Consider the following 25,438-nt stretch of genomic DNA (forward strand, 5'->3'; position numbering starts at 1 on the left):
ATGACTGTCACCATGTCCGAAAACAAGGCCGCCACTCTCGAGGGCATCCGCGAGTTCCTGTTCCGGGAGGCGCGGTTCCTGGACGACCGGGAGTTCGAGCGGTGGCTTGACTGCTACCACCCGTCCGCCGAGTTCTGGATGCCGGCCTGGGACGACAACGACGAACTCACCGAGGACCCGCAGCGCGAGATCTCGCTGATCTACTACTCCAACCGCGGCGGCATCGAAGACCGCGTCTTCCGCATCCGCACCGACCGCTCCAGCGCCACCAGCCTGCCCGAACCCCGCACCGGGCACAACATCACCAACGTCGAAATCATCGAACAACGCGACACCGAAGTCGACGTCCGCTTCAACTGGTTCACCCTCTACTACCGCTACAACAACGTCGACACCTACTTCGGCACCTCGTACTACACCATCGACACCTCCGGCACCCAGCCCGTGATCCTCAAGAAGAAAGTCGTCCTCAAAAACGACTACATCCACCACGTCGTGGACATCTACCACATCTGATTCCCTGGCCTGAAAGGAAAATCCTCATGACCTACAAGGTTGCATTGAGCTTCGAAGATGGCGTCACCCGGTTCATCAAGTGCGGACCGAACGAGACGGTCGCCGACGCCTCCTACAAGGCGCGCATCAACATCCCGCTGGACTGCCGCGACGGCGCCTGCGGCACCTGCAAATCCCTCTGCGAATCCGGCACCTACGACGGCGGGGACTACATCGACGAGGCCCTCACCGACGAGGAGGCCGAGGCCGGCTACGCCCTGCCGTGCCAGATGACGCCCAAGAGCGACCTGGTGCTGCAGATCCCCACTACCTCCGACATGGCCAAGACCGGCGCCAGCACCCACAGCGGCACTATCACGGAGATCAGGCGCTACTCCCCGACCACCATCGGCTTCAGCATGGCGGTCGAGGACCGCGCGGCGCTCTCCTACCTGCCCGGCCAGTACGTGAACATCCAGGTCCCGGGCACGGACGTCGAGCGGTCCTACTCCTTCAGCAACGGCCCGGACACCGAGGACATCTCGTTCCTGGTCAAGATCACCGAGGGCGGGGCCATGTCCACCTACCTCAGCGACCGGGCGGAAGTCGGAGACACTCTGGCCCTCACCGGCCCGATGGGGTCCTTCTTCCTCCGCGAGCCCAAGCGTCCCGCGCTGCTGCTCGGTGGCGGCACCGGCCTGGCGCCCCTGCTCGCGATGCTCGAAACCATGACGACGACGGCGCCCGGCCAGCCCGTGCACCTCATCCTGGGCGTGACCACGGATGCGGACCTGGTGGAGCTGGACAAGCTTCGCCACTACGCGGACACCATCGAGGGCTTCACCTGGGACTACTGCGTCGCCGACCCGGAGAGCGAGGCCCCGAACAAGGGCTACGTCACCGCCCTGATCGAGCCGACCCACGTCAACGACGGCGACGTCGACGTGTACCTCTGCGGCCCGCCTCCCATGGTCGAAGCGGTGCGCGGCTTCCTGAAGTCCGAGGGCATCACGCCGGCGAACTTCTACTCCGAGAAGTTTGCCCTGGCCACCGCTCCCGCCGCCGGCGACCTCGTCGGGGCCTCAGCGTGAGCACCGGCTCCGCGGCTGCCTCAACGGAACGGCCCGAACGGGTTTTTCCGGGACGGTTCGACGGCAAGGTCGCCATGGTGACCGGTGCCGCGCAAGGCATCGGGCTGGCAGTGGCGCGCAGGATCAGCGCGGAGGGCGCCGCCGTCGTACTGGTTGACCGCTCCGAACTCATCCACGAGGTCGCCGCGGAACTGGCCGCGGCCGGGGCCAAGGCTACCAGCGTGACGGCCGACCTAGAGCGATTCGCCGGCGCCGAAGCGGCGGTGGCCGAGGCGGTGGCGGCGCATGGCCGGATCGATGTGCTGGTCAACAACGTCGGCGGCACCATCTGGGCCAAGCCGTACGAGCACTATGCCGCCGAGGAAATCCAGCAGGAAATCCAGCGCTCCCTGTTTCCAACCCTGTGGACGTGCCGCGCGGCGCTGCCGCACCTGATCGAACAGGGCGCGGGCGTGATCGTGAATGTCTCCTCGGTGGCCACGCGCGGCGTCAACCGGGTGCCCTACGCTGCCGCGAAGGGCGGGGTGAATGCCCTGACGCAGTCACTGGCCCTGGAGGCGGCGCCGCACGGCATCCGCGTCGTCGCCACCGCGCCCGGCGGCACCGAGGCGCCGGTGCGGAAGGTCAAACGCGGGCCGGAACCGGAGCAGGAGCAAGAGAAGGCCTGGTACCAGCAGATCGTGGACCAGACGGTGAATTCGTCGCTGCTGAAGCGCTATGGAAGCCTCGATGAGCAGGCCGCGGCCATCGTGTTCCTGGCCTCGGACGAAGCCTCGTACATCACCGGCACCGTCCTGCCCGTGGCCGGCGGCGACCTCGGCTGAACTGTGCCGCGGCGCACATCGGGCTAATCTCGTAATCTATGGTCCACCGGAATCACCACAGCCTGTTCGTCGGGCGCCTGCAGGAGCTCTCCGTTCTCGGGGAGCTCCTGCAGGACGTTAAACGGTCCCGGCCCAGAATCGCCGTCCTCACCGGGCGCAGCGGTACGGGCAAGAGCGCCGTCCTGGACAAGTTCCTCGCCGACCACCCGGAGCTACAGGTCCTGCGGTCGGGGGGCCTGGAGTGGCTGCGTCCCGCGCCGCGATCGGGGCTGGAGCGGGTAGCGCGGGGCGGCGACCCGGCCCGGCTGGTGGCCTCCCTCCAGGAGCAGGGACCCGTCGCCGTCGTTCTCGAAGACATTCAATGGGTCGATGCCGAATCCGTGCACGAACTTCTCCAACTGGCGGAAGACCCGTCCGCCGGCGCGCTGCTCCTGCTGCTGACGCTGGACAGCGGCGCGGCGCTGGACCGCGCCACCGCGCGCCATCTGTCCGGCCACTCGATCTCCAAACTGGCGCTGGAGCCGCTGTCCCCCGCGGAAATCCGGGAGCTGCACGAGCTGCTGACCGGCCGCACCCTCGCCGGCCCCGCGGCCCAGCAGCTGCGCCGCCACACGGGAGGCAAGCCGGGCTATGTCCGCGAACTGGTACCCGAGCTGCCGCCCGCCTTCGCCAGCGTAGGCATGAACCGGCTGCCGGCGCCGTCGTCAACCGCCGCACAGGTGGCGCGCGAGCTCGAGGGAGCGTCCGACGAGGCGCGGGCGCTGATTGAAGCGACGGCCATCATCGGACAGTCCGGCGACCTCTTCGACATCGCCGCGATCGCCGAAATTTCCCGCCCGCTGGCCGTCATGGACGCCGCCGTGGCGACCGGTCTGCTGCGCACCGAGTTCACCGACAGCGCGCATCTCCTGGATTTCCGGCTCCCGCTGTTCCGGGCCGCCGTCTACGACACGCTCTCGGGGGAGCGGCGGGCCGCACTGCACCGGCAGGCCGCCCGTGTGCTCCCGGACGAGGCCCTGCAGCTCTGGCATCTGGCGCGGTCCGCCCCGGACGCTGACGACGCACTGGCGGACCGGCTCGACGAGTTCGCCGCCAGCCAGGCGTCCAACGGGGCGTGGGCGGCCGCCGCCGATGCCCTGCTGGAGGCCAGCCGGCTCAGCACGCAGGCCCGCAACCGGCAGGGCCGCCTGGTCCGTGCGGTGGACGCGCTGGTGGGCGCCGGCCGCCTGGTCAAGGCCATCCGCCTGCTCCCGGCACTGGAAAGCATGCCGGCGTCGGCCGAACGGGACGGCGTGCTCGGCTACCTCGCCGCGTGCCGTGGGCGCGAGGCCGAGGCCCGGTTCCATCTGGACAATGCGTGGCGGCGCAGGCCGTCCGGGGACCGCGCCACCGGCGCCAGGATCGCCCAGCGCCAGGTCATTCACGCGCTGGCCCGATGGCAGGGAGCCGACATCGTCGAATGGGCCACGCGTGCAGTGGAGCTTGCTGAGCCCGGAAGCCCCACCGCCATCGAGACCAAGGCCATCATCGGCCTGGGGCTGGCTGCCTCGGGGCAGCCGGATGCCGCGCGCAGGCACTACGAGGCCGTGCTGGCCGACGCCCCGCCGGGCGCGCACAGCCAGCGGGTCCTGCTGGGCAGCGGCTGGACCAGGCTGGCGTTGGACGATCCGGAAACCGCGCGGATGCAGCTGGAAGCCGCGGTGCCCAGCGAGTACCGGTCCGGTTCGCTGCGCATCTCGCTATGGGCCAGCGCCTGGCTCGCCCGGACGCACTTCACCCTCGGCGACTGGGACGCCGCCCTCGCCGTCGTGGGTACGGCGTCGGCCCAGCTGGAACGGGCCCAGCTGGACCTGCTGCGGCCGCTGATCCATTGGACCGCCGTCCAGATCCACGCCCTCCGCGGCAACCCAGTGCAGGCCAGGGAGCATCTGCTGCTGGGCGCCGCCTTGGCGGAGAATTACGAGAGCATGGTCAGTCCCGCACTGCTGGCCCACGCCCAGCTGCTGGAAGCGGCCGGCGACTACCAGGGCGTGGTCCGGGTGCTGGCTCCGCTGGCACAGACCCGTTCGGCGCAGCTGGCCGAACCGTTCTTCTGGATCTGGCAGGATACCTATGCCAACGCCCTGGTGGTGCTGGACCGGGTAGACGAAGCCTCCGCTTTCCTGGCGCCCTACGAGAGCCTCGCCGCGGAGCGCCGGCACCGCACCTCGCTGTCGCAGCTGAGGTCGGTCCGCGGGCGAATCCACGCGGCCAAGGGCGACCTGGACGCGATGCGCCGCTCGTACCAGAGCGCCCTCGGACAGCTGGATACGCTGTCCGCCCCGTACTACCGGGCGCGGGTGCAGTACTCGTACGGGCAGAGCCTGCGCCGGGCGGGAAAACGGCGGGAGTCGGCGGAGCAGCTGGCGGCCGCCCGGCAGGCCTTCGTCCTGCTGAACGCGCAGGTCTACGTGGCGCGCTGCGACCGCGAACTGGGGGCAAGCGGAGTGGACGTGCAGCGCCGGGACGATCCCACCGGCAGCTCGCTCACGGCACAGGAGGAAGCGGTCGCCCTGCTCGTCGCCCGGGGCAAGAGCAACCGGGAAGCGGCCCAGGAGCTGATCGTCTCGGTGAAGACGGTGGAATACCACCTCACCCGGATCTACGCGAAGCTGCAGATCCGATCCCGCACCGAGCTGGCCGCGCGATACCGGCCGGAGGACCCTGCCTAGGGCTTCCATCCTCCGGCCGGTCTCGCCGGCGCTCTTGCTGAGGCGGTCCTACTTGATCGAAGAGGGGTGCTTCGCCAGCGGAATCACGTCGATATCCATGTACGGGAAGAGCGGCAGGCCGGAGAGCAGTTCGTGCAGCTCGTCATTGCTCTCGACGTCGAATACCGAATAGTTGGCGTACTCGCCCACGACGCGCCAGATGTCCGCCCAGCGGCCGTCCTTCTGCAGCTCCTGCGAGTAGGCCTTTTCCGTCGCCTTGATCGACGCCGCCTCCTCGGCGGGCATGTCGACCGGCAGGTTCACGTCCATTCGAACCAAAAACAGCATGTGCTTCCCTCTATTCGTTCTATTCGTTCTATTTGTTCTATTTGGTGTCCTGGCGGTAATGCGCCAGCTTGGCTTCGTCGATGGCTGCGCCGACGCCCGGCACCTGCCGGACGCTGATGGCGCCGTCCCGGATCACGATCGGCTCGGCCAGCAGGTCGTCGCTCATGTCCAGGAAGTTGGAGAGCTCGCCGGCGCGCCGGGAGGACGCCTCGTGGGCGGCGCCGAACGTGACGGTGGCGATAGTGCCGATCTGCGTGTCGATCTGGTTGCCCATGGTCACGTCCACGCCCAGCCCGGTGCAAAGCCCGAGGATCTGGGTGGCTTCGGTGAAGCCGCTGCGCGCGGTCTTGATGCAGATCGCGTTGCAGCCCCCGGCGAGCAGTTCGCGGGAGACGTCCCCCGCCGTCGGGACGCTTTCATCCCCGACGACCGGGATCGGCGACTTGTCCACCAGCCGCTTCCGGCTCATCGTTTCCTTGGCGTCGCACGGTTCCTCGAGCAGGGACAGGCCCAGCCCCTCGGTCCGGCGCAGCACCTCGAGCGCCTCGTTGGCCGTCCAGCCGCGGTTGGCATCCAGGTAGATGTCGGTGTCCTCGCCCAGCCCCTCGCGGAGCACGTGGCACGCCTCGATGTCGAGGGCCAGCGGACGCCGGCCGACCTTCAGTTTGAACGTGTTGATGCCGTAGTCGCTGCGGAAGCGCAGCGCCTCGTCCAGCAGCTTCTGCGCCGGCTGGAAGCCGAGCATGTGGCTGACCTGCATCGAATCGGTGTAGCCGCCGAGCATCTGGCTGACCGGCATCCCCGCCGCCTGGCCGAAGATGTCCCAGAGGGCGATGTCCAGCCCGCCCTTTGCGGTCTGGTTGTGGATGGTGCGGCCGAGCACCTGGTGGATCTTTTCCCGGTCCAGCGGGTCCAGCCCGATGATGCCGGGGGCGAAGATCTTGTTGATCACGGAGACGATCGAGTCCTGCGTCTCGCCGTAGGTGTACGGGCGGGGCGGGGTGTCCGCACTGCCGACGATGCCCTCGTCCGTGTGCACGCGGATCAGCACGTGGTCCGCCTCCGTGACCTGCCCGCTGGCGAACTTCAGCGGCTTGTTGTACGGGATGGAGTAGGGAATGGCCTCGATGCGTTCGATTTTCACGACGTCTGGTCCTTCGTGGGTTGGGAGATTTCCTGCATAAGTTCGATGAAGCGCGCCAGCATCGGCCGCTGGTCGCCGGCCCGCCAGGCGACGGCAAGTTCAACCGCCGGCGGATCCGCCAGCGGCCGGAACACCGTGCCCGCCAGCGAGAAGGTCCGGGTGGCCGCCGGAATCAGCGCCACCCCCGTGCCCGCCGCCACGAAGGACAGCAGCGTGGAGGTCTCGCGCGCTTCCTGCACGACCGCGGGCGCGAAACCGGCCTTGCGGCAGGCCTCCATGAAGATCCGGTAGACGACGGAATCGCGGGGATAGGAGATGAACTGCTCCCCCGCCAGCTGCTGCAGCGACAGCTCCTCCTCCGCTGCGAGCGGGTGGTCGTGCGGCAGCGCGGCGATGAGTTCGTCCCGCTCCAGCGGCCGCAGTTCCAGCCGGTCCGAATCCACCGGGGGCCGCAGCACGCCCACGTCCAGCGCGTGTTCCTCCAGCCCGGAGATCAGTTGCGGTGTGAGCATCTCGCCGCGAACCTTCAGCTGCAGCCCCGGCAGCTGCTCCTTCGCCTCGCGGACCACCCGTGGCATCAGCCGGTAGGTGGCGGAGCCCGTGAAGCCGATCCGCAGTATGCCCTTCACGCCGCTCCCGACCTGGGCGACATCGGATTCCAGCGACTCGAGCTCCTCGAGGATTCTCCGGCCGCGCTCGAGCAGCAACTCCCCCGCCGCCGTCAGTTCGACCTTGCGGGTGGTGCGCTCCAGCAGCAGGGTGCCCAGTTGTTCCTCCAGCTGCTTGATTTGCTGCGACAGCGGCGGCTGCGCCATGCGGAGCCGGTCGGCCGCCCTGCCGAAGTGCCGTTCCTCCGCCACCGCGACAAAGTAGCGCAGATGCCGCAGTTCCATCGCCATTCGCTCCTTCGTCTCGGCTCCCGGTCGTCGTCCCAGATTAGGCCGCCGGGAAGCCTTGTTGGAAATACATATTGACCCTTGATTGATATTCGGGACGTCTCAAATGTAACGTCGCGCCCCCGCGCCGGATAGCCCCGGAGGAAAAGTACGACGGCGGCATACGGCCTTCCGCCAGGTCCTCGCCGGGGGCAGGATGGGCCTATGTGGATTGGCTGGATAGAGTTCGACCTCCTGCTGGGAGACGTCCATTCCCTGAAGGAGAAGCGGTCGGTGATCCGGCCGATCATCGCCGAGGTGCGCAAGCGCTACGACGTCTCCATCGCGGAAGTCGGCCAGCACGACCTCTACCGCCGGGCCGAAGTGGGCATCGGCATGGTCGCACCGGACCGCGCCCACGTGGTCGAGGTGCTGGACGCCGCGGAGAACCACATCGCCTACCGGCCCGGCGTGGACCTGCTGAGCGCCCGCCGCCGGATCGTCTCAAGCGACGATTGACGGCGATTGACGGCCTACGCCCATGTGATGGACCTGGCACGTGCCGCCGGTCCATGCTTGCTACGGTAGGACGAGACCCGCGCCACAGCCCTGGAGGAACCGTGACCATGCCCGCCACCGAAGAAGGATTCGCCAGCGTCGAGGACCTGATCCGCCATCGCTACTCCTTCGACAAGGCCTCCCAGCACCTGGGCATCGAGGTTGTCTCCGCCGAAGCCGGCCGCGTCACCATGGCCATGGACGTCCAGGACAGCATGCTCAACGGACACGGCATCCTCCACGGCGGCTACCTCTTCACGCTCGGCGACACGGTCTTCGCCTTCGTCTGCGAATCCCTCGGCCACCCCTCGGTCTCCCGGCAGGCCGAGATCACCTACATCGCCCCGGGCGGCGCCGGCTCCCGGCTCATCGCCAGCGGGGTGGAACGCACCCGCTACGGCCGCAACAACATCGTCGACGTGACCATCGAAGACCAGGACGGCCAGCACCTGGCCGAGGTCCGCGTCTTCGGCGTCTTGGTCCCCAAAAAGTAAGGAACCCGCATGGTCCAGGTCCCCGACGTCGTACTTAACAACGGTGTCAGCATTCCGCAGCTCGGTTTCGGCGTCTTCCAGGTCCTCCCGGGCGAAACGCAGCAGGCAGTCGAGGCGGCGCTGGAGGCCGGCTACCGGCACATCGACACGGCCGCCGCCTACCGCAACGAAGCCGCCGTGGGCGCGGCGATCCGGGTCAGCGGGCTGCCCCGCGAGGAGCTGTTCATCACCACCAAGCTGCGCAACGGCGAGCAGCACATGGCACGCGGGGCCTTCGACAGCAGCCTGGCCCAGCTCAGGCTGGACTACGTCGACCTGTACCTGATCCACTGGCCGGTCCCCTCGCAGGGGCGGTACGTGGAGGCGTGGAAGGAACTGGAAAAGATCCAGTCCGACGGCGGCGCCCGGGCAATCGGGGTATCGAACTTCCTGCCGGAGCACCTTGAGACCCTGCTCGCGGAAGCCCGCACCACCCCCGCCGTGAACCAGCTGGAAATCCACCCCAGCCTGCAGCAGGCCGCCGCGGTGGAGAAGAGCCGCTCCCTGGGCATGGCCGTGGAGGCCTACAGCCCGCTCGGCCAGGGCGTGGACCTGGACCATCCCGTGATCACGTCCCTGGCGGAGCAGCGCGGTGCCACCCCCGCCCAGATCATCCTCGCCTGGCACCTGGCGCAGGGCACCATCGTGATACCCAAGACCGTCAATCAGGCCCGCATGGCCGAAAACCTGGCCTCGGCCGGGCTCACGCTGACGGCCGAGGATGTGGCGGCCGTGTCCGCGCTGGAGGCCGGCAACCGGGTCGGCGCGGACCCGGCGACGGCGGCGTTCACCCAGCTCTAGCTAGCCAGTCCGGCCCACGTGCGAGGGCTGCCGGTCCGTCACGTCCGTGGCCCGGCCTCCAGTATCTCCTTGAGCTGCCGCAGGTCTTTGCGGTTTTCGCGTCGCATCGCCGCGGCCATGAATGGGCCGGCCAGCTTCGAGAAGCCCTGGGGCATCCCGGCGTTCCGGAGGGACATTCGGGTTTCCGCGGGCCCCAGCTCCTCCCAGCGGTAGATGGTTTCCATCGGAAACGGGCCGTGCGCGGTCCGCATCACCAACCGGCTCCGCGGCATCCACTCTTCGACCCGGTAGGTGTAGGCCAGCCGCCTGCCGAGGAAGCAGGCAACAAACGCGATCTCCGATCCGACGGCCAGCGGCTTCGGCGTGCGCCATTCGACCTCGCGGATGTTGGCGTACCAGGAAGGCGCGCGGTCCGGATCGGCGGCAAAGCCGGCCACTTCCGCAAGCGGACGGTTGATCACGGCTTCTGTAAGGACATCTACCACGTTGCCCATTCAGCCATTCCCGGGCCGCCGGTGCAAGGCAAGTGGTCAGCGCGGGCGGTACTGGGTAACCATCGGGCAGTCGAACGGGTCGCGGGCGGAGAGCCCGACCTTATTGAGGTAGTTGATGACGATGCCGTAGGACTGCGGGAGGGTCGCCTCGGTGTACGGGATCTTGTGGGCGGCGCAGTATCCGCGGACGATCTCGCTGGCCCGGGCCAGGTTGGGCCGCGGCATGCTGGGGAAGAGGTGGTGCTCCACTTGGTAGTTCAGGCCGCCCATGAAGGCATTGATCGCCCGGTTGCCGAACCGGGTCCGGCCGGTGATGTTGCGGCTGGTCAGCACCTGGCGGCTGAGGAAGTCGATCTTCGAGCCCTCGGGGATCAGCGGCATGCCCTTGTGGTTCGGCGCGAAGGACGCGCCCATGTACACGCCGAAGACCGCGAGCTGGACCCCGATGAAGGCGAAGGCCATGCCCAGCGGCAGCACGTAAAAGATCACCGCGATGTAGGCGGCGAGTCGGGCGAAGACCATCGACAGCTCACGCTTGCGGCCCTTAATGGACCCCTTGGTGAAGAGGTAGCGGATGGAGGTCGCGTGCAGGTTCAGGCCCTCGAGAGTCAGCAGCGGGAAGAACAGGTAGCCCTGCCGGCGCGTCAGCCAGGCCATGAATCCCTTGCGTGCCTGGGCCTGCTCGGGGAGGAAGGAGATCGTGTCCTGCTCGATGTCCGGGTCCTTGCCCAGCGTATTGGGATTGGCATGGTGCCGGTTGTGCTTGTTGGTCCACCACTGGTAGCTGATGCCGACGAACAGGTTCGCCAGCACCCGGCCGAAACGGTCGTTGGCCGGGCCCGACTCGAACACCTGCCGGTGCGCCGCCTCGTGGGCGATGAACGCCAGCTGGGTGAACAGGATGCCCAGCACGCCGGCGATGATCAGCTGGAACCAGCTGTCACCGAGGAGCACAAAGCCGGTGGCCGCACCGGCGAGGCCGAGGCAGAGGGCGATGAACAGGGTGATGTAGAACGACCTGCGGCGCCGGAGCAGGCCGGCCTCGCGGATAGTCTTGATGAGGCTGGAGTAGCTGCTCGAGCCCGCGGTGCCGCGGGCGGGGCGGACAGCTGGGCGGGCACTGGGGGCAGTTGCGGTAATCGTCATGCGGCCTTCAGGGGATCGGATTCGACTTCCCAGCCGCGGAAAAGGGCGATCGCCCTGCAGATGTCTGCCAGTGTAGCCCGGGAACCTGCACGCCGGCTGAACAGACCGCAAATTTCTTGGACAGGACTCCCAAGCCCGCACAACGGCGCCCGTCGCGGCCTTGGTCACGGGCCGACGAAATCATGCTGTACAGTTAGTCGCGTAGTTGTTGTGTTGCGCATTTGATTTTGAGCAACAGGCTCCTCCATCCGGAGGACTTGTGCTTCTCTGAACGGCGGCAAAACGAACACCGCTGCAGGAGGCCCCGAAAGACGGGGCTTGGACAAACTCCGAGGAGTACAAAATGGCAACTGGAACTGTGAAGTGGTTCAATTCCGAAAAGGGCTTCGGCTTTATCGCTCCCGATGACGGATCGGCCGACGTTTTCGCCCACTACAGCGCGATTGAATCCAATGGCTACCGCGAACTCCGCGAAGAGCAGAAGGTCGAGTTCGAGACCACCCAGGGCCCCAAGGGCCTGCAGGCCGCGAACATCCGCCCCCTCTAAGGACGGCTGGGCGGCTCACGCCGCCGACTGAGCTTTAGGAAGCCGGTCCCTCTTCGGAGGGGCCGGCTTCCTTGTTGTCCGAGGCAGGGGAACCTTGCACACCCCTCTGCTCGTTATTCTGGCGGGAAGGTGAGGTGGGGATGCAGACTAGTCTTATGCGTGAAATGTCCGTTGATGCCAGCGCCGCTGATTTCGTCTCCGAGGTTGTGCCGCAGCTCCTGCTGATCGGAGGCACTCTTGTGCTGGCCTTGTGGCTGGCGTTCGCGCTGGCCTGCTGGCTGGTGGTCCGCCGGATCCGGCGTTCCAGGAAGATACGGCAGAGCATGCGCAAGGGACAACTGATGATGCGGGTCGCCACCGGGGACCCGTCGAGGCGGCAACTGGCCAGGCTGAGGATGCAGCTGCAGCGCTCAACCGAGGCGACGGAGCGCTCACTCGCCGCAGCCTCGGGCCAGGGCCGTCCCGTGGGCGAGCTGCCGGCGGTCGCGCTGAACCTCTCCCGGGCCGAGCAGGCCCTCGATGCCCAGCTGCATTTGGCCGAACGCGAGCCGGACCCGCAGTTGCGCAGGATCCTGGTTCCCGGCATGCAGAAGGAGGTCGAACAGCTGTGCGGGCTGGGGTCCCAGCTGCGGCAATCAGTCCTGGAGACGGGGCACACGGTCAGCGCCGCGCGGCTGGAGCAGGTCGGTCGGCATCTGGCGATGGAGCTGGATGCGCTGCAGACCTGGAACCAGTCCTACAAGTCCCGCCAGCGCCACTGACCCGCCGCGAAGGAGCATAATGTCGATCGGACGGCGCCTGGGGCGCATCATCCGGGCCAACCGCACCGCGCGGCAGCAGCCGGCGGCGGATCCGATGCAGACGCTGGATGAAACCTACGCCAACCAGCTGGACCTGCTGGACCAGGCCAGCCGCAGCGCCGCGGACGTGGCGGCCAACAGGCGCCGCGTCGAGCTGCTCGCCGAACAGGCCGCCGCCGAAGTGGCCGCCCTGGACCGGGCCGCGGAGCAGGCGGTGGCGGCAGGCAACGACGACGGCGCGCGGCAGGCTTTGCAGCGGAGCATCGCCGTGCGCAAGCGGATGGAGACGCTCACCGCCCAGCGGCGGCAGCTCGATGACCAGGTCCGCGGGCTGGAGCAGACCCTGCTGCGCCTGGAGCATCGGATCGAGGATTCCCGGCTGCACTACCAGTCGCTGAAGGCCACGCACAGCGCGGCGCAGGCCGCCCTCGGCATGCAGGAGGCGGTCAACTCGTCCGGCCGGCAGGCCGCCGACGCGCGGGAAGCCGCCCGCCAGGCCGAGCAGGAGGCCCGCACCCTGCAGGCCCGCGCCGCCGCCTACGAGGAGCTGTCCTGGTCCGATCCGGACTCCCCGCAGGTGCGCCAGGCCTTCGAGGAACTCGAAACGCGGATGGAGGCCGAAGAAGGCCTGCGGCAACTCAAGGACCGGAAGGGCCTCAACCCCGGCCCATCGGCGTGAGCCGCCGCCTCATCGTCACCGTGCGGTGCCACCCTCATCGTCACCGTGCGGTGCCACGAGGACCATCGTCCGCCAGCAGCGGCGGCTGTCCCCAGGCGCCCCGTGCCTGCTCGAATGCGTAGGCTGCGCGCAGCACCAGTGCGTCCGCGTGCCGCGCCCCCACCAGCTGGAGACCGATCGGCAGGCCGGACGAGGTCAGGCCGCAGGGCACCGACACCGCCGGCTGCTGCGTCATGTTGAACGGGTAGGTGAACGGGGACCACTCGGCCCACCGTTTCAGGCCCGAACCCGGCGGGACCTCGCAGCCGACGTCAAACGCCGGCAGCGGCATGGTCGGCGTCGCCAACAGGTCGTACTCTTCGTGGAAGGCGCCCATCTGCTGGCCGAGCGCCGCGCGCACCGCGTTCGCATCCAGGTACTCGTCGACGGTGACGGCCTGGCCCTGGCGGCAGACTTCCAGCAGCGCCGGATCCAGCTCACCCCACCGCCCTTCGGGGTAGCCCCGGATCACCTTGCCCGCGCCGGCGAACCAGAGCGTGTGGTACTCCCCCAGCGGGTCCCGCAGCCGCAGGTCCGCCTGTTCCACGTCGGCGCCGAGTCCGCGAAGGAGCCTGACGGCGGCCTCCACCGAGGCGGCGACCTCAGGTTCGACGTGGGCATAGCCGAGGTCCGGGCTGTAGGCGATCCGCAGCCCGGCCACTCCGTCGCGCAGCCCGGCCAGGAACGACCCGCGCGGAGCGGCCAGCGCCGACCAGTCCCGGCTGTCGAAGCCGGCCAGCACATCCAGCATCAGCGCATTGTCCTCGACCGTGCGCGTCATGGGCCCCGCATGCGCCAGCGTGCCGTACGGCGTCGGCGGATACAGCGGAATGGTCCCATAGGTGGGCTTCAACCCCACGATCCCGCAGAAGGATGCCGGGATGCGGACGGAACCGCCGCCGTCGGTCCCCACGGAGAGCGCACCCATGCCCAGCGCCACCGCCGCCGCGGAACCGCCCGAGGAGCCGCCCGACGTCTTCGACGGATCCCAGGGGTTCCCGGTATTGCCGGTCAGCGGGCTGTCCGTCACGCCCTTCCAGCCGAACTCAGGCGTGGTGGTCTTGCCCAGGAACACGGCGCCGGCCCGGCGCAGCGCGGCCACCGCCGGGGCGTCATCGGTCCAGGGCTGGTCCGGATCGATCAGGGTCGAGCCCCGCAGCGTGGGCCAGCCCCTGGTCAGCAGCAGGTCCTTGATCGAGGCCGGCACGCCGTCCAGGGCCCCGGCGGGTTCGCCCCGCAGCCAGCGTGCCTCCGATTCCCGTGCGGCCGCGAGCCCGTCGTCCTCGGCGATCAGGCAGAAGGCGTTGACCTCGTCGTTGAGCGCGTGGATCCGGGTCAGCGCCGCCTCGGCCGCCTCGACGGGCGAAACGGACTTCGCCCGGTAGCGGGCCAGCAGTTCGGCAGCGGACAGGTCCGCTAACGACGTCGTTGCAGCAGTCATGCCGGGTCTCCTCCTTTTGCGGTGGCCGGGTCCGCGGTCCGGAACAGCCGGCCCAGTCCGTCGACGCGGCCCAGTCCATCCAGTCTGCCGGCGATCCGCAGCCCCTCCCACACCGTTACCTGGTTGGCGGTGAGCACGGTCTTGCCCACAGCCTGCTCCAGTTCATCCAGCCACGCCAGCGAATGCACCGCGGTGTCCGGCACCAGCACGGCTTCGGCATCCGGCCGGTCCGCGGCGGCCGCCATCCGCGCGATCTCCGGCAGGCCCATGCGTCCGGCCTCGCCCGCCGCCGGAATGCCGCTGCTGTCCAGATTGACGACGGCGATCCCCGCCTCCGCGAGGAACGTCCGGAAGTGCCGGGCCAGGTCTTCGGGGTAGCTGGCCGCCACGGCTACCGTACCCAGGCCCAGCCGCTGGACGGCGTGGGCAAAAGCGAGGGAGGTCGACGACGCCGGACGCCCCGCCGCCGCGGCGAGCTCGGCGGCCTGCTGGCGGGCGCCCCCTAAACCGAAGACGAAGGAACCGGAGGTGCACGCCCACATGACGGCGTCCGGCCCGAACGCCGCCAGCCGCCGGACGCCGTCGAGCAGGTTGACGGCGCTGCCCACCCGGCGCAGGGTGGCGACGGTGTGCTGCACGTCGCCGCCGGCCGTGGTGACCAGCGGAAGCCGCAGCCGGCCCGCCAACTGCCGCTCGAGGGCGGGGAAGTCATCCTCCGCCCCGACCCCGGGGTAGAGGAGTCCGATGACCGGGGCGGCCGCGCGGTTCATCGCGCCGCCCCGTCGGCCCGCACCGCGAGCAGCCGCTGCCCGGGACCCGCCGGCTCCAGTCCGAGGTAGTCGAGCGCGGCCCACATGGCTGCCTGGTTGGCGGTGACGAGCGGCTTGCCCAGATACTCTTCGAGCGGGGCGATCAGGTGGTAGGTCGGCAGGTTGGTGCAGGCCACGACGACGGCCTCGGCCTCGGGGCAGTCCGCCGAGGCGATCAGTTCCGCCGTGCGGGCATAGGGAACCTTCCAGATTTCGCCGGCCAGGCCGAGCATCGAGGCACGGCGGACCTCCAGGCCGCCCTCCGTGAGGAAGTCCGCGAAACGCTGGGTGACCGCGGCCGTGTAGGGACAAGCGACGGCCACCCGCCGGACCTTGAGTGCGGACAGCGCCGCGAGGATCGCCCCGGAGGCCGTGACCAAATGGGGCAGGCCTGCGGCCCGGACCGCCGAGACCAGTTCCCGTTCCCCCGCCACGCCGTGGACGAAGGACGCGGACGTGCAGGCGTAAACATAGCAGTCCGGCGAAACGGCGCTGATCCTGCGGGACGTCTCGATAATCATCTCCGGGCGCGCGAGCTGCTCGGCCTGGGCGATGTCGACCGCGGAGGGTTCGAACGGCGAGCGCGCGAAGTAGAGGTCCGCCTGGCCTTCCGCCCACCGTCCCATTTCGTGGTCGAGCGCCATGTCGTACGGGGCGACGACACCGATCTTTTTGAGCACAACCGGGCCGGGCGGAACCATTGAGGCCAGGTCTTTCAGCATGTCCACCACCGCCGAGATCGTTGATTGTTGACAATCCTAGGGGATGGGCCGCTAGGCTCGCATCAACTATTTTGGCGCTGGAGGATCCATGGACCGTTTCCTGAAGGTATCGCTCGAAAAGCGCGGTGTCTCCTGCCTTGCGCGGCTGCTCGATGCCGAGGCACCGCGGACGGCCGCGGCCGTGTGGGACGCCCTGCCGCTGTCCGGGCAGGTCTTCCACGGCAAGTACGCCCGCAACGAGATCTACCAGCTGGTGCCGGCCTTCGCGCCGGTGGAGCCGGGTCCGGAAAACACCACCGTCACCCCCATTCCCGGCGATCTCTGCTACTTCACCTTCAACGCAGACATCCTCAACACCCCGTCGCATGGCTACGGAGCGGGCGACGCGGTCAGCACCCCGGAGGCCATCATCGACCTGGCCCTCTTCTACGGGCGGAACAACCTGCTCCTGAACGGGGACCAGGGCTGGGTTCCCGGAAACGTCTTCGCCGCCGTCGTCGAGGGACTGGACGAAATGGCCGCTGCCTGCCAGAGCATCTGGATGGACGGCGCCCGCGGTGAAACCCTCACCCTGGCCCGTCACGAAGGCGGCTCCGAGGACGCGGACAGTTAGATGGCGCCGAATCCGCTCCGGCCCTGATTGTCAAGCCCCAGTTTGGGTATTGTTGGCACCCAAAGTGCGGCTTAGTGTGACTACACCATCGGAATGGCCGGTGGCGGGGAAGGCTCGGGGCGAGCATTCAATCCACTCGTTGGGAACCTGCCTGGTTCCCAAAAGGACCGCCCAAAGCGCTACTGCGGGAGGGTCCTGCACTCACAAGGCGGCACGCTTGATGAAGGGCCGGGGGCTCGTGCCGTTCGGGAAGCGGCACCGCGGGCGATGGGCCCAAATGCCGGCGGATCCCGGCACCACGAGGAAGCATCGCGATGAGAAAGTCACCCACGTGGCGGCTGCTGCTGCTCATGGCAGGAGTAATGCTGGGCTTGATCGCGGGACCGGGCGTGGCGGCCCCGGCCGCCGCAGCTGAGGTCTCCAAGGCCGCCGCCCAACGACTGACCTTGGCGGTCAGCAGCAATGGCAGCTACGTCGTCCAGGGGAAAAACTACAAGGACAGCGTCGTCGACGTCTGGATCGTCATGGTCAGCGGCCGCGACCGGGTCGTCGACCACCGGCGCGTCCGCCCCGGGGGCGACGACGACTTCACGATCCGCGGCTGGGGCCTGGCCTGCAGCGAGACCTACCAGGCCGTGAGCTACAGCCGCAAGGACGACTGGGACCGGAGCGCCCGCGAGCGCGTCCGCTGCGACCGCTGAATCCGTCCTGGAAGTCGAACGGCACAGGTACGGCGCAGGCGCAGGACAGACATGGAAGGAGGGAGGACCGGGTCCGCCGGTCCTCCCTCCTGGTCAGCCAGCGGGTTCCGGCAACCGGGGCGAGTCGCCGGAATCCGGGTCTCTGGCTGCGTCTACTGTCGCTGGCGGCACTTGGAAAAGCCTTGCATTGGGCCTGCTGGCGGAATCTTGACGATTGCTGGCAGGAATCGCGGCCATGGAACGTGACCGGGCCGGTGTTGACATCAGTGTCAACGCCACGAAGACCCGACCCGAAAGAAGGAGCCATGAGCCTCCAACCCGCGGAATACTGGCTGGACATGCACAACGCCCAACTGCGGCTGAAGATGGCCGAGGCCGAGCGCCTCCGCCGCCGCAAAGAGGCCGGTGTGCGTCCGGCCCGGCGCAGCACGCAGTGGCGGGCGCGGCTCGCAGCCCTCGCCACCCGCGCGGCTGTTGGGGCCCGCCGCTCCCCCGCGGCCTCGGGTGCCAGCGGCACCGCAGCAGCAGGCGCGCGAGGTGGCACAGCTGCCGCCGGTACCCGCCGCGGCAGCCGGCCGGCCGCCGTCGGCCTTTCCCCCTGCCCCGACTGACGCGGCCATCCCGGCCGCTCGCCCTTGACCGCCGGCCCGGACAACCGCCCCGTCGCGGAAGGCTGTCGTTCGCCGCCGGAAAGGAGGACGATTAAGGGACGAGGTGAAGGAGGTGCGCGATGTGCTACGCCTCGAATAGGGATTTCGGCTGGCGCTTCAGGAAAGAAGCGGCAGGTAAGCCGGAAAAGCGCGACAAGGATGAGGACGTCCGCGTCGAGTCCTGGACCGCAGCGGATGACACCACGGTGCAGGCGTTCCTGGACAAGGCCAAGGCAGGCGAAGAGGAAACCGCCAGCGACCGGACCCCGTAGCCGGGGTCCGGCCAGGAGCAGCGAAGCCCCGCGGGGAGATCCGCGGGGCTTCGCTATGTCCGGGGTCGTCAGGCGAGGCGCCTGCGGACAATCTCGCTGACGGCCTTGCCATCGAAGCGGCCGGCGACCTTGGCAGTCACGGGCTTCATCACGACGCCCATTTGGCGCATCGACGGCTCCGTCCCGTCCGCCTTCAGCCCGGCGATGACCTCGTCCACGATGGCTTCGACGTCGGCCTCGGACAGCGGTTCCGGCAGGTAGGCCTCGATCACCTCCGCCTCCGCAAGCTCGGCCGCCGCGCGCTCGGCCTCGCCGGCTTCCGTGTAGATGCGGGCCGTGTCGCGCCGCTTGGCCGCTTCCTTCTGCAGCACGGCCGTCGTCTGGGCGTCGTCCAGCTCGACCGGCGTCTTGCCCGATTTCTCCTTGGTGCCGATTTCGCCCAGCACGTTGCGCACTGTGGTCAGGGCAATTTTGTTGCCCGCCTTCATGTGGGCAACGACGTCGGCCTGGAGCCTTTCCTTCAAAGTCGCCATGGTGTCCTCGCTTTTCTCGTCCTGTCCTTACTCAGGATTCTCGCACTCTCAGCAAAGGGGCGCGCACACCGGCCGGCGCCGCGAACGCCGTCGGACGCCGCCGGAGGCCGCCGGACGCCGCCGGACGCCGCCGGACGCCGCCGGACGCCGCCGGACGCCGCCGGACGCCGCCGGACGCCGCCGGACGCCGCCGGACGCTAGGAGCACCGTCTTGGCGCTGAACCGTACGGGCGAAAACGCTGCAGGCCGGGCGATTCGTAAAGCTTGCTTCCCATCCCCGTAGCTTCGGCTTAGTTAACTGTTTACCCTGCGCTGAAACGGTGCCAGAGGCTGGCCAATCCGGCCCGCCTCACATCACCGCTCCGGAGGTTCTTCGTGCGCCCTAGTTCCCCTAAACGATCCGCCGTCCCGCTCGGCCTGGCCGCCGGCACCCTGGCACTCACCGTCGCCGGAAGCCTGCTCTCCCCCGCCGCGACGGCCGCTCCCGGCCAGGCTCCGGCCGAAACCGACTCCGCCGCCGCTGCGTTCCGCGGCGCTGTCGAGGTCGTCGACGGTCCCGATGACGACCAGCAGGTCATCGACGGCGCCGTCTTCGACGACAAGAACAAGAACTCCAGGCAGGATGCCAACGAGCCGGGCGTCCCGGGAGCCACCGTTTCCAACGGCCGCGACGTCGTCACCACGGATGGCCAGGGCCGCTACGAGCTGCCCGCGTTCGACAACATGACCGTCTTCGTGACCCAGCCCCGCGGCTACCAGGTACCCGTCGACGAGGACAACGTCGCGCAGTTCTTCTACCACCACCTGCCCGAAGGCTCACCGGAACTGAAGTTCGGCGGCCTCGAGCCGACCGGAGCACTGCCGGATGCCGTGAACTTCCCGCTGGCCAAGAGCGCGCTGACCCAGTCCCCCGAACAGCACTGCGTCATCGGCGGCGACATCCAGACCTACGACCAGGAAGAGGTCGGCTTCGCGAAGGACGGTGCGTTCGCCGACCTGGCCGCCCGCGACGACTACGCCGGCTGCGGCGCCCTCTTCATCGGCGACGTCGTAGGCGACGATCTCTCGTTGTACCCGCAGACCCGGGAGCTCGCCGGTATGCTCAACGGCCCCGCGCGCTTCCTGCCGGGCAACCATGACCTCGACTTCGACGCCACCAGCGGCGAGCACACCTTCGATACCTTCAAGGCGAACCTCGGCCCCGACTACTACTCGTACGACGCCGGCAAGGCCCACGTCGTCGCGCTGAACACCGTGGAGTACCCGACCAAGCATCCGGCGGCCAAGGGCGACTACAACGGCGCGCTGGACGACCAGCAGCTCGAGTGGCTGCGCAACGATATCGCGAAGGTGCCGGACAACAAGCTGATCGTGCTGGCCGCCCACATCCCGCTGCTGGACTATGCGGACCAGGGCAGTGCCAAGCACCAGGTGGACCAGGTCGCCGAGATCTACGAAATCCTTGAGGGCCGCGAAGCCGTGGCACTCGGCGGACACACCCACAGCATCGAGAACATGCGCACCGGCGATTCCCTGGAGGGCTGGGACAAGCTCTTCGGCGTCAAGGGACTGCCCTTCCCGCACATCACGGCCGGTGCGATCTCCGGCGACTGGTACTCCGGACGCACCGCGGACGGCAATTACCCGCTGGGGGTCCAGCGCGACGGCGGCCTGCCCGGCGTCCTCACCCTGGACATCAAGAACAACACGTTCCAGGAACGCTTCACGGTCCGCGGCGAAGACGATTCCCTGCAGATGGCCCTGGGCCTGAACACGCCGCGCTACCGCGACTGGTATGCCGCGAACCTGGCCAAGAAGGGCTCCGCGCCCGAGTTCGCCGATCCGACCGCGGTCTCGAAGTCGGACCTGGCCGGCGGCACCTGGCTGACCACCAACTTCTGGATGGGCAGCACGGGCTCCACGGTCAAGGTTCAGATCGATGGCGGCGAGACCGTCGAGGCCGACCGCACCCAGAAGATGCAGGGCGAAGGCCAGCTCGTCGGAGCAGAGTGGTCAGACCCGGTCGCCGTGCAGGAGCAGCTGGTCAACGGCGGTAGCCTGGCCGACCGCATGATGCACCTGTGGCGGTTCGAGCTGCCCTCCGATCTGAGCGTCGGCGAGCACACCGCCAAGGTCACGTCGACCGATGCCTACGGACGCGAGTTCACCGAGAGCCTGAGCTTCCAGGTGACCGAGTAACTCCCGGCCCGCACCTTCGGACCGGTGCCGGCGCCGATCGAAGCCGCTGCGGCTCTCGGTCGTCGCCGGCACCGGCGCTTATTTATCGTCGTGCCTGCTCACCGATCGGGGTAGTTCACGAATCTTTGGACGTCGCGAAGCTGTTGCTGAAGCTCCTCTATGGCGCTCTCGTACCGGGCGAATTCCAATCTGCGGCGCCTTTGCTCGAGACAGCTGGCCCACAGCGCGAAGATGCCCAGCGGGACCGCGGCCAGGCACCCCCAGCCGGCCATCGTGAAAAAGTCCAGGGCCACGGGAACCGCCTGCTGGAAGCCGCGAAGATCATTCACCCCGCCGACAACATTGGCCATCAGGGAGTCCAACGGCTTCAGGTAGTCCCCGACCAGCGGCGTCCCCGCCAGTGACGGCGCCGACAGCGGCGCTCCGGCGGGCCAGCGCAGGTCGATCGGATGGGCCAGCACATAGATCCCGGCACCGATGCTGGCCGCCACAAAAACGCCCGCCGCCCCGAGGGCGGCCCAATGCAATGTGCGCGGATACCAAAAGCGCAGTAGCAAGGCTGTCCCGAGGGCCAGCGACCAAATGAGGGTCTGCAACCCGCTGATGCTGATTCCTGCCAGAATATCCACTCAGAACAACCGCCTTAACTGCGCCCGTGGCTTTCTTCCTGACGACGTTACGGGCGCCCGCACAAAGGAGCCCCGGCCACAAATGGCCGGGGCTCCTTCAATCTATCGAAAACGCTTCTAGATTGCCGTAGCGATCCAAATGATCAGGGCAATGGCAGCCAGAATGCCCACGATTGTCCAGATAAGGTTGCTTCCGCGCATTATGCTTCCTCCGTTCTCTCTATTGATCACCATTCTGCCCATAGAAAGCACACTTATGGGTGCAAGACGCGAAATCAATCCAGTGGGCTGTCTCACGCCGGGGATCACATCGGTCGGTTCGGCCCTGTCGTCGTCTTAGCTGACCGTCCTGGCACTCACGTTCGTGATGGCGCGGGCCTTCGCTTCAGCCAACCGCACGGCCTTACGGCGTCGGAGCGGGCAGATTCCTCCTGCCTAAGGCCCGAGGCCCAGTCCGCGGAGCTGCCGCCAGCCGGGGCCCAAGACCGCGGATCAGTGGTGCAGCTGCATCCGCTGGAGGATCGTGGCCGAGATCTCCTCGACCGACATCGAGGCGGAGTTCACAAAGGGGATCTGGTTGAACCGGTACATCTCCTCGGCGTTGCGGAGTTCGTGGCTGCACTGAGCCAGCGAAGCATAGTTGCTGTCGGGCCGCCGCTCCTTGCGGATCTGGCTGAGCCGGACCGGCAGCGAGGTCAGCCCGAAGCACTTGCGGACAAACGGCCGCAGCGGGTCCGGCAGCGTCTGGTGGACAAAGTCCTCCTCGACCAGCGGGAAGTTGGCGGCCAGGATGCCGTGCTGCAGGGCCAGGTACATCGTCGTCGGGGTCTTGCCGCACCGCGACGGGGCGATCAGGATCAGTTCCGCGCGTTCCAGGGCGCGGATGGACTGTCCGTCGTCGTGCTCTATCGCGTATTCGACGGCGGTCATGCGGGACTGGTACCGGATCGCGTCGCCGACGCCGTGGGCCTTGCCCGGCTCGCCGCTGGCCGGGGCATGCAGCGCGTCCTCCAGCCGGCCTATGTGCGTGCCGAACAGGTCCAGGAAGTGCCCCTTGCTCTGCGCCAGGATCTCCCGGATCTCCCGGTTGACGGCGGTCGAAAAGACGATCGGGCGCGGGCCCGAGGACGCGATGCCGTTGATGACCTCGATGACGCGGCAAGCCTCCACAGCCGTGGTGATGAAGGGGATGGTCCGCCGTTCGAACCTGTGGCCGGGAAACTGGGTCAGCAGGGTGTTGCCCAGGGTCTCGGCGGTGATGCCGGTGCTGTCCGAGAGGAAGAAGACCACGGGGGCGGGGCCGCGCCCGGCCCCCGCGGTTTCCTCATGCGTTGCGTCGGACACTTAGACCGCGGACGGTTTGCCGGTCTTGGCCAGGCGCAGCCAGGTCTCCGTCACAGCGTCGGGGTTGAGCGAGACCGAGTCAATGCCCCGCTCCAGCAGCCATTCCGCCAGGTCCGGGTGGTCGCTGGGGCCCTGGCCGCAGATGCCCACGTACTTGCCGCGGGCGCGGCAGGCAATGATCGCCATCTCCAGCAGCTTCAGGACCGCCGGGTTGCGCTCGTCGAACCCCCCGGCGACGAGCGCCGAGTCCCGGTCCAGGCCCAGGGTGAGCTGGGTCAGGTCGTTGGAGCCGATGGAGAAGCCGTCGAAGTAGTCCAGGAACTCGTTGGCCAGCAGGGCGTTGGCCGGCAGCTCGCACATCATGACGATCTCGAGGCCGTTTTCGCCGCGGCGCAGGCCGTTGGCCGCCAGCAGTTCGGTCACGCCCTTGGCCTCGTCCAGGGTGCGCACGAACGGGACCATGAGCTTGATGTTGGAGAGCCCCATCTCGTTGCGAGCGAACTTCAGTGCCTCGCACTCGAGTTCGAAGGCCTGGCGGAAGGAGTCCGAGAGGTACCGGGAGGCGCCCCGGTAGCCGATCATCGGGTTTTCTTCGGTCGGTTCGAACGCCGGTCCGCCGAGCAGGTTCGCGTACTCGTTGGACTTGAAGTCCGAGAGCCGGATGATCACCGGCTCCGGGGCGAAGGCTGCCGCGATGGTGGAGATGCCCTCGGCGAGCCGCTTGACGTAGAAGTCGCGCGGTCCGTCGTAGGCGGCGATCCGCTCGCGGATTTGCTGCACCGTGTAGTCCGAGAGCGCGGCGGGCCGCTCGATCTCGCCGTCGAGGGCCAGCAGGGCGTTGGGGTGAATGCCGATCTGGCGGTTGATGATGAATTCCAGCCGGGCCAGGCCGACGCCGTGATTCGGCAGCCGGGCGAAGCTGAAGGCCTGTTCGGGAGTGCCGACATTCATCATGATCTTCACCGGAGCCTCGGGCATCGTGTCCAGCGAGGTCTCGTGCAGCGTGTAGTCGAGCAGCCCCTGGTAGACCCGCCCGGCCTCGCCTTCGGCGCAGGAGACGGTCACGGGCGTGCCATCGGCCAGCACGCGGGACGCGTTCCCGGTGCCGACCACCGCAGGGATGCCCAGCTCGCGGGCGATGATGGCGGCGTGGCAGGTGCGGCCGCCCCGGTCGGTGATGATGGCCGCGGCCTTCTTCATGATCGGTTCCCAGTCGGGGTCCGTCATGTTCGCCACCAGGACGTCGCCCTCCTCGAAGGAGGCCATCTGGTCGATCGAGGTCAGCACGCGCACCTGGCCGGCGCCGATGCGCTGGCCGATGGCGCGGCCTTCGGCCAGGACCTTCGAGCGTTCGTTGAGGACGAAGCGGGAAAGGGTGCCGCTGGCCTTCCGCGACTCGACCGTCTCGGGGCGCGCCTGCAGGATGTACAGTTCCCCGTCCACGCCGTCTTTGCCCCACTCGATGTCCATCGGGCGGCCGTAGTGGGCCTCGATGGACATCGCGTGACGGGCCAGCTGCTCGACCTCCGCATCCGTGAGGCTGAAGCGGCCGCGCAGTTCCCTGGTCACCGGCACGAAATCAACGGTCCGGCCGATTTCCTGCGATTCGGTGTACGTCATCTGCAGGGCCTTCTCGCCCAGTCCGCGCTTGAGGATCGCCGGCCGCCCCGCCGCGAGGGTGGGCTTGTGCACGTAGAACTCGTCCGGGTTGACCGCGCCCTGGACCACGGCTTCGCCCAGCCCGTAGGAGGACGTAATGAAGACGGCGTCGGTGAAGCCCGATTCGGTGTCCATGGTGAACATGACACCGGAGGCACCGATGTCGGAGCGGACCATGCGCTGGATGCCGGCAGAGAGCGCGACCTCGGAGTGCGTGAAACCGTGGTGGACCCGGTAGGCGATGGCGCGGTCGTTGTAGAGCGACGCGAAGACGTCCTTGATGGCCAGCAGCACGTTGTCGATGCCGCGGATGTTCAGGAAGGTCTCCTGCTGGCCCGCGAAGGAGGCATCCGGCAGGTCCTCGGCCGTGGCGCTGGAGCGCACCGCCCAGGAAACCTCCGACTCGTTGCCGTGGCCCTCGGTCAGCTCGGCGTAGGCGCCGCGGACCTCCTCCTCGAACCCGGCGGGGAACGGAGCCTGGCGGATCAGGTCCCGGATAGCAGCGCCGGCCTTGGCCAGTGCCGTGACGTTGTCGCTGTCCAGGTCTTCGAGGATCGCGGCGATGCTGGCTTCGAGGCCCGACTCGTGCAGGAAACGCCGGTAGGCGTCCGCCGTCGTCGCAAAGCCCTCCGGGACCCTGACCCCGGCAGTTGCCAAATTACGGATCAATTCCCCGAGCGAGGCATTCTTGCCGCCGACCTGTTCAAGGTCGGCCAGCCCAAGTTCGGTGAACCAGAGAACGTCGGTCATAGTGTGGTGCTCCTTGTGAGAAAACAGCGCTAAACGTGTGGACAAAACTTTG

At 68.1% G+C, this 25,438-nt stretch carries 27 protein-coding genes; 15 read left to right on the forward strand and 12 right to left on the reverse strand.

The features are described 5' to 3' along the window. The first annotated feature begins 12 nt into the window (after window positions 1-12). The 4 genes from benB to OC550_RS15180 are packed head-to-tail and all read left to right on the forward strand — an operon-like array spanning window position 13 to window position 5,121. A complete protein-coding gene (gene benB, locus OC550_RS15165) occupies window positions 13-516 on the forward strand; it encodes a benzoate 1,2-dioxygenase small subunit (protein WP_368736945.1) in 504 nt (167 codons plus the stop codon). 26 nt (window positions 517-542) lie between these two features. Beyond that, entirely contained in the window at window positions 543-1,586 is a 1,044-nt protein-coding gene (gene benC, locus OC550_RS15170; protein WP_262106755.1) for a benzoate 1,2-dioxygenase electron transfer component BenC, read from the forward strand. Next, window positions 1,583-2,410, forward strand: coding sequence for a 1,6-dihydroxycyclohexa-2,4-diene-1-carboxylate dehydrogenase (locus OC550_RS15175; protein WP_262106756.1), 828 nt, complete (start codon window positions 1,583-1,585; stop codon window positions 2,408-2,410). Before benC ends, OC550_RS15175 begins: the two co-directional genes overlap by 4 nt. Before the next feature lie 38 nt (window positions 2,411-2,448). After that, the gene (locus OC550_RS15180) at window positions 2,449-5,121 is read left to right on the forward strand and encodes a LuxR family transcriptional regulator (protein WP_262106757.1); all 2,673 of its coding nucleotides are present in this window, start codon (window positions 2,449-2,451) and stop codon (window positions 5,119-5,121) included. 48 nt (window positions 5,122-5,169) lie between these two features. Here OC550_RS15180 and catC read toward each other — a convergent pair whose 3' ends face one another. The 3 genes from catC to OC550_RS15195 are packed head-to-tail and all read right to left on the reverse strand — an operon-like array spanning window position 5,170 to window position 7,491. After that, window positions 5,170-5,448: a muconolactone Delta-isomerase gene (gene catC / locus OC550_RS15185; protein ID WP_262106758.1), complete on the reverse strand. Its 279-nt coding sequence runs from the start codon at window positions 5,446-5,448 to the stop codon at window positions 5,170-5,172. Window positions 5,449-5,485: 37 nt separating this feature from the next. After that, window positions 5,486-6,592 carry an enolase C-terminal domain-like protein gene (locus tag OC550_RS15190; RefSeq protein WP_262106759.1) on the reverse strand — a complete coding sequence of 369 codons (1,107 nt, stop codon included), beginning with the start codon at window positions 6,590-6,592 and terminating at the stop codon, window positions 5,486-5,488. Next, window positions 6,589-7,491, reverse strand: coding sequence for a LysR family transcriptional regulator (locus tag OC550_RS15195; protein ID WP_306556940.1), 903 nt, complete (start codon window positions 7,489-7,491; stop codon window positions 6,589-6,591). The genes OC550_RS15190 and OC550_RS15195 overlap by 4 nt, the downstream gene beginning before the upstream one ends. A 201-nt stretch (window positions 7,492-7,692) precedes the next feature. On the opposite strand from OC550_RS15195, the gene OC550_RS15200 reads away from it, so the two are divergent. From OC550_RS15200 to OC550_RS15210, 3 genes are all read left to right on the forward strand, one after another. Beyond that, complete coding sequence (locus tag OC550_RS15200) at window positions 7,693-7,986, forward strand: DUF503 domain-containing protein (RefSeq protein ID WP_262106760.1); 294 nt, start codon at window positions 7,693-7,695, stop codon at window positions 7,984-7,986. A 107-nt stretch (window positions 7,987-8,093) separates the two neighbouring features. Continuing rightward, window positions 8,094-8,519, forward strand: coding sequence for a hotdog fold thioesterase (locus OC550_RS15205; protein WP_262106761.1), 426 nt, complete (start codon window positions 8,094-8,096; stop codon window positions 8,517-8,519). A 9-nt stretch (window positions 8,520-8,528) separates the two neighbouring features. Then, window positions 8,529-9,359, forward strand: a complete 831-nt coding sequence (locus OC550_RS15210; RefSeq protein WP_262106762.1) for an aldo/keto reductase — start codon at window positions 8,529-8,531, stop codon at window positions 9,357-9,359. Window positions 9,360-9,397: 38 nt separating this feature from the next. Here OC550_RS15210 and OC550_RS15215 read toward each other — a convergent pair whose 3' ends face one another. After that, a complete protein-coding gene (locus OC550_RS15215) occupies window positions 9,398-9,853 on the reverse strand; it encodes an SRPBCC family protein (protein ID WP_262106763.1) in 456 nt (151 codons plus the stop codon). Between the two features lie 36 nt (window positions 9,854-9,889). Then, window positions 9,890-10,999: an acyl-CoA desaturase gene (locus OC550_RS15220; RefSeq protein WP_262106764.1), complete on the reverse strand. Its 1,110-nt coding sequence runs from the start codon at window positions 10,997-10,999 to the stop codon at window positions 9,890-9,892. A gap of 343 nt (window positions 11,000-11,342) precedes the next feature. On the opposite strand from OC550_RS15220, the gene OC550_RS15225 reads away from it, so the two are divergent. The 3 genes from OC550_RS15225 (at window position 11,343) to OC550_RS15235 (ending at window position 13,025) form a co-directional block, all read left to right on the forward strand. Then, a complete protein-coding gene (locus OC550_RS15225) occupies window positions 11,343-11,546 on the forward strand; it encodes a cold-shock protein (RefSeq protein ID WP_262106765.1) in 204 nt (67 codons plus the stop codon). A 155-nt stretch (window positions 11,547-11,701) separates the two neighbouring features. Continuing rightward, window positions 11,702-12,307, forward strand: coding sequence for a hypothetical protein (locus tag OC550_RS15230; protein ID WP_262106766.1), 606 nt, complete (start codon window positions 11,702-11,704; stop codon window positions 12,305-12,307). 19 nt (window positions 12,308-12,326) lie between these two features. Beyond that, window positions 12,327-13,025 (forward strand): PspA/IM30 family protein, encoded by a 699-nt coding sequence (locus tag OC550_RS15235; RefSeq protein ID WP_262106767.1) that lies wholly within the window; start codon window positions 12,327-12,329, stop codon window positions 13,023-13,025. 40 nt (window positions 13,026-13,065) lie between these two features. Here OC550_RS15235 and OC550_RS15240 read toward each other — a convergent pair whose 3' ends face one another. Genes OC550_RS15240 through OC550_RS15250 form a run of 3 tightly spaced genes read right to left on the reverse strand, consistent with a single transcriptional unit; the run spans window position 13,066 to window position 16,036 of the window. Next, window positions 13,066-14,505, reverse strand: coding sequence for an amidase (locus OC550_RS15240; protein WP_262106768.1), 1,440 nt, complete (start codon window positions 14,503-14,505; stop codon window positions 13,066-13,068). Continuing rightward, window positions 14,502-15,275 carry a maleate cis-trans isomerase gene (locus tag OC550_RS15245; RefSeq protein ID WP_262106769.1) on the reverse strand — a complete coding sequence of 258 codons (774 nt, stop codon included), beginning with the start codon at window positions 15,273-15,275 and terminating at the stop codon, window positions 14,502-14,504. Before OC550_RS15245 ends, OC550_RS15240 begins: the two co-directional genes overlap by 4 nt. Continuing rightward, window positions 15,272-16,036, reverse strand: a complete 765-nt coding sequence (locus OC550_RS15250) for an aspartate/glutamate racemase family protein (RefSeq protein WP_262107177.1) — start codon at window positions 16,034-16,036, stop codon at window positions 15,272-15,274. The genes OC550_RS15245 and OC550_RS15250 overlap by 4 nt, the downstream gene beginning before the upstream one ends. Before the next feature lie 88 nt (window positions 16,037-16,124). Here OC550_RS15250 and OC550_RS15255 point away from each other — a divergent pair, with 88 nt between their 5' ends. The 4 genes from OC550_RS15255 (at window position 16,125) to OC550_RS15270 (ending at window position 18,272) form a co-directional block, all read left to right on the forward strand. After that, window positions 16,125-16,649 carry a DUF3830 family protein gene (locus OC550_RS15255; protein ID WP_262106770.1) on the forward strand — a complete coding sequence of 175 codons (525 nt, stop codon included), beginning with the start codon at window positions 16,125-16,127 and terminating at the stop codon, window positions 16,647-16,649. 314 nt (window positions 16,650-16,963) lie between these two features. Then, window positions 16,964-17,350, forward strand: coding sequence for a hypothetical protein (locus tag OC550_RS15260; RefSeq protein WP_262106771.1), 387 nt, complete (start codon window positions 16,964-16,966; stop codon window positions 17,348-17,350). Window positions 17,351-17,655: 305 nt separating this feature from the next. Then, the gene (locus OC550_RS15265) at window positions 17,656-17,961 is read left to right on the forward strand and encodes a hypothetical protein (protein ID WP_262106772.1); all 306 of its coding nucleotides are present in this window, start codon (window positions 17,656-17,658) and stop codon (window positions 17,959-17,961) included. 119 nt (window positions 17,962-18,080) lie between these two features. Beyond that, window positions 18,081-18,272 carry a hypothetical protein gene (locus OC550_RS15270; RefSeq protein ID WP_262106773.1) on the forward strand — a complete coding sequence of 64 codons (192 nt, stop codon included), beginning with the start codon at window positions 18,081-18,083 and terminating at the stop codon, window positions 18,270-18,272. Window positions 18,273-18,340: 68 nt separating this feature from the next. On the opposite strand, the gene OC550_RS15275 is transcribed toward OC550_RS15270, so the two are convergent. After that, complete coding sequence (locus OC550_RS15275; RefSeq protein ID WP_262106774.1) at window positions 18,341-18,805, reverse strand: GatB/YqeY domain-containing protein; 465 nt, start codon at window positions 18,803-18,805, stop codon at window positions 18,341-18,343. A gap of 375 nt (window positions 18,806-19,180) precedes the next feature. On the opposite strand from OC550_RS15275, the gene OC550_RS15280 reads away from it, so the two are divergent. Then, window positions 19,181-21,004, forward strand: coding sequence for a calcineurin-like phosphoesterase family protein (locus tag OC550_RS15280; RefSeq protein WP_262106775.1), 1,824 nt, complete (start codon window positions 19,181-19,183; stop codon window positions 21,002-21,004). Window positions 21,005-21,102: 98 nt separating this feature from the next. Here the strand turns inward: OC550_RS15280 and OC550_RS15285 are convergent, their stop codons facing one another. From OC550_RS15285 to ppsA, 3 genes are all read right to left on the reverse strand, one after another. Then, on the reverse strand, window positions 21,103-21,633 hold the full coding sequence (locus OC550_RS15285) for a hypothetical protein (protein WP_262106776.1): 531 nt from the start codon (window positions 21,631-21,633) through the stop codon (window positions 21,103-21,105). 492 nt (window positions 21,634-22,125) lie between these two features. Continuing rightward, window positions 22,126-22,977 carry a pyruvate, water dikinase regulatory protein gene (locus OC550_RS15290; RefSeq protein ID WP_262106777.1) on the reverse strand — a complete coding sequence of 284 codons (852 nt, stop codon included), beginning with the start codon at window positions 22,975-22,977 and terminating at the stop codon, window positions 22,126-22,128. Next, window positions 22,978-25,386, reverse strand: a complete 2,409-nt coding sequence (ppsA, locus tag OC550_RS15295; RefSeq protein ID WP_262106778.1) for a phosphoenolpyruvate synthase — start codon at window positions 25,384-25,386, stop codon at window positions 22,978-22,980. Between the last annotated feature and the right edge of the window lie 52 nt (window positions 25,387-25,438).

Origin of the sequence: Arthrobacter sp. Marseille-P9274 (genome assembly GCF_946892675.1) — a bacterium.
Classification (GTDB): Bacteria; Actinomycetota; Actinomycetes; order Actinomycetales; family Micrococcaceae; genus Crystallibacter.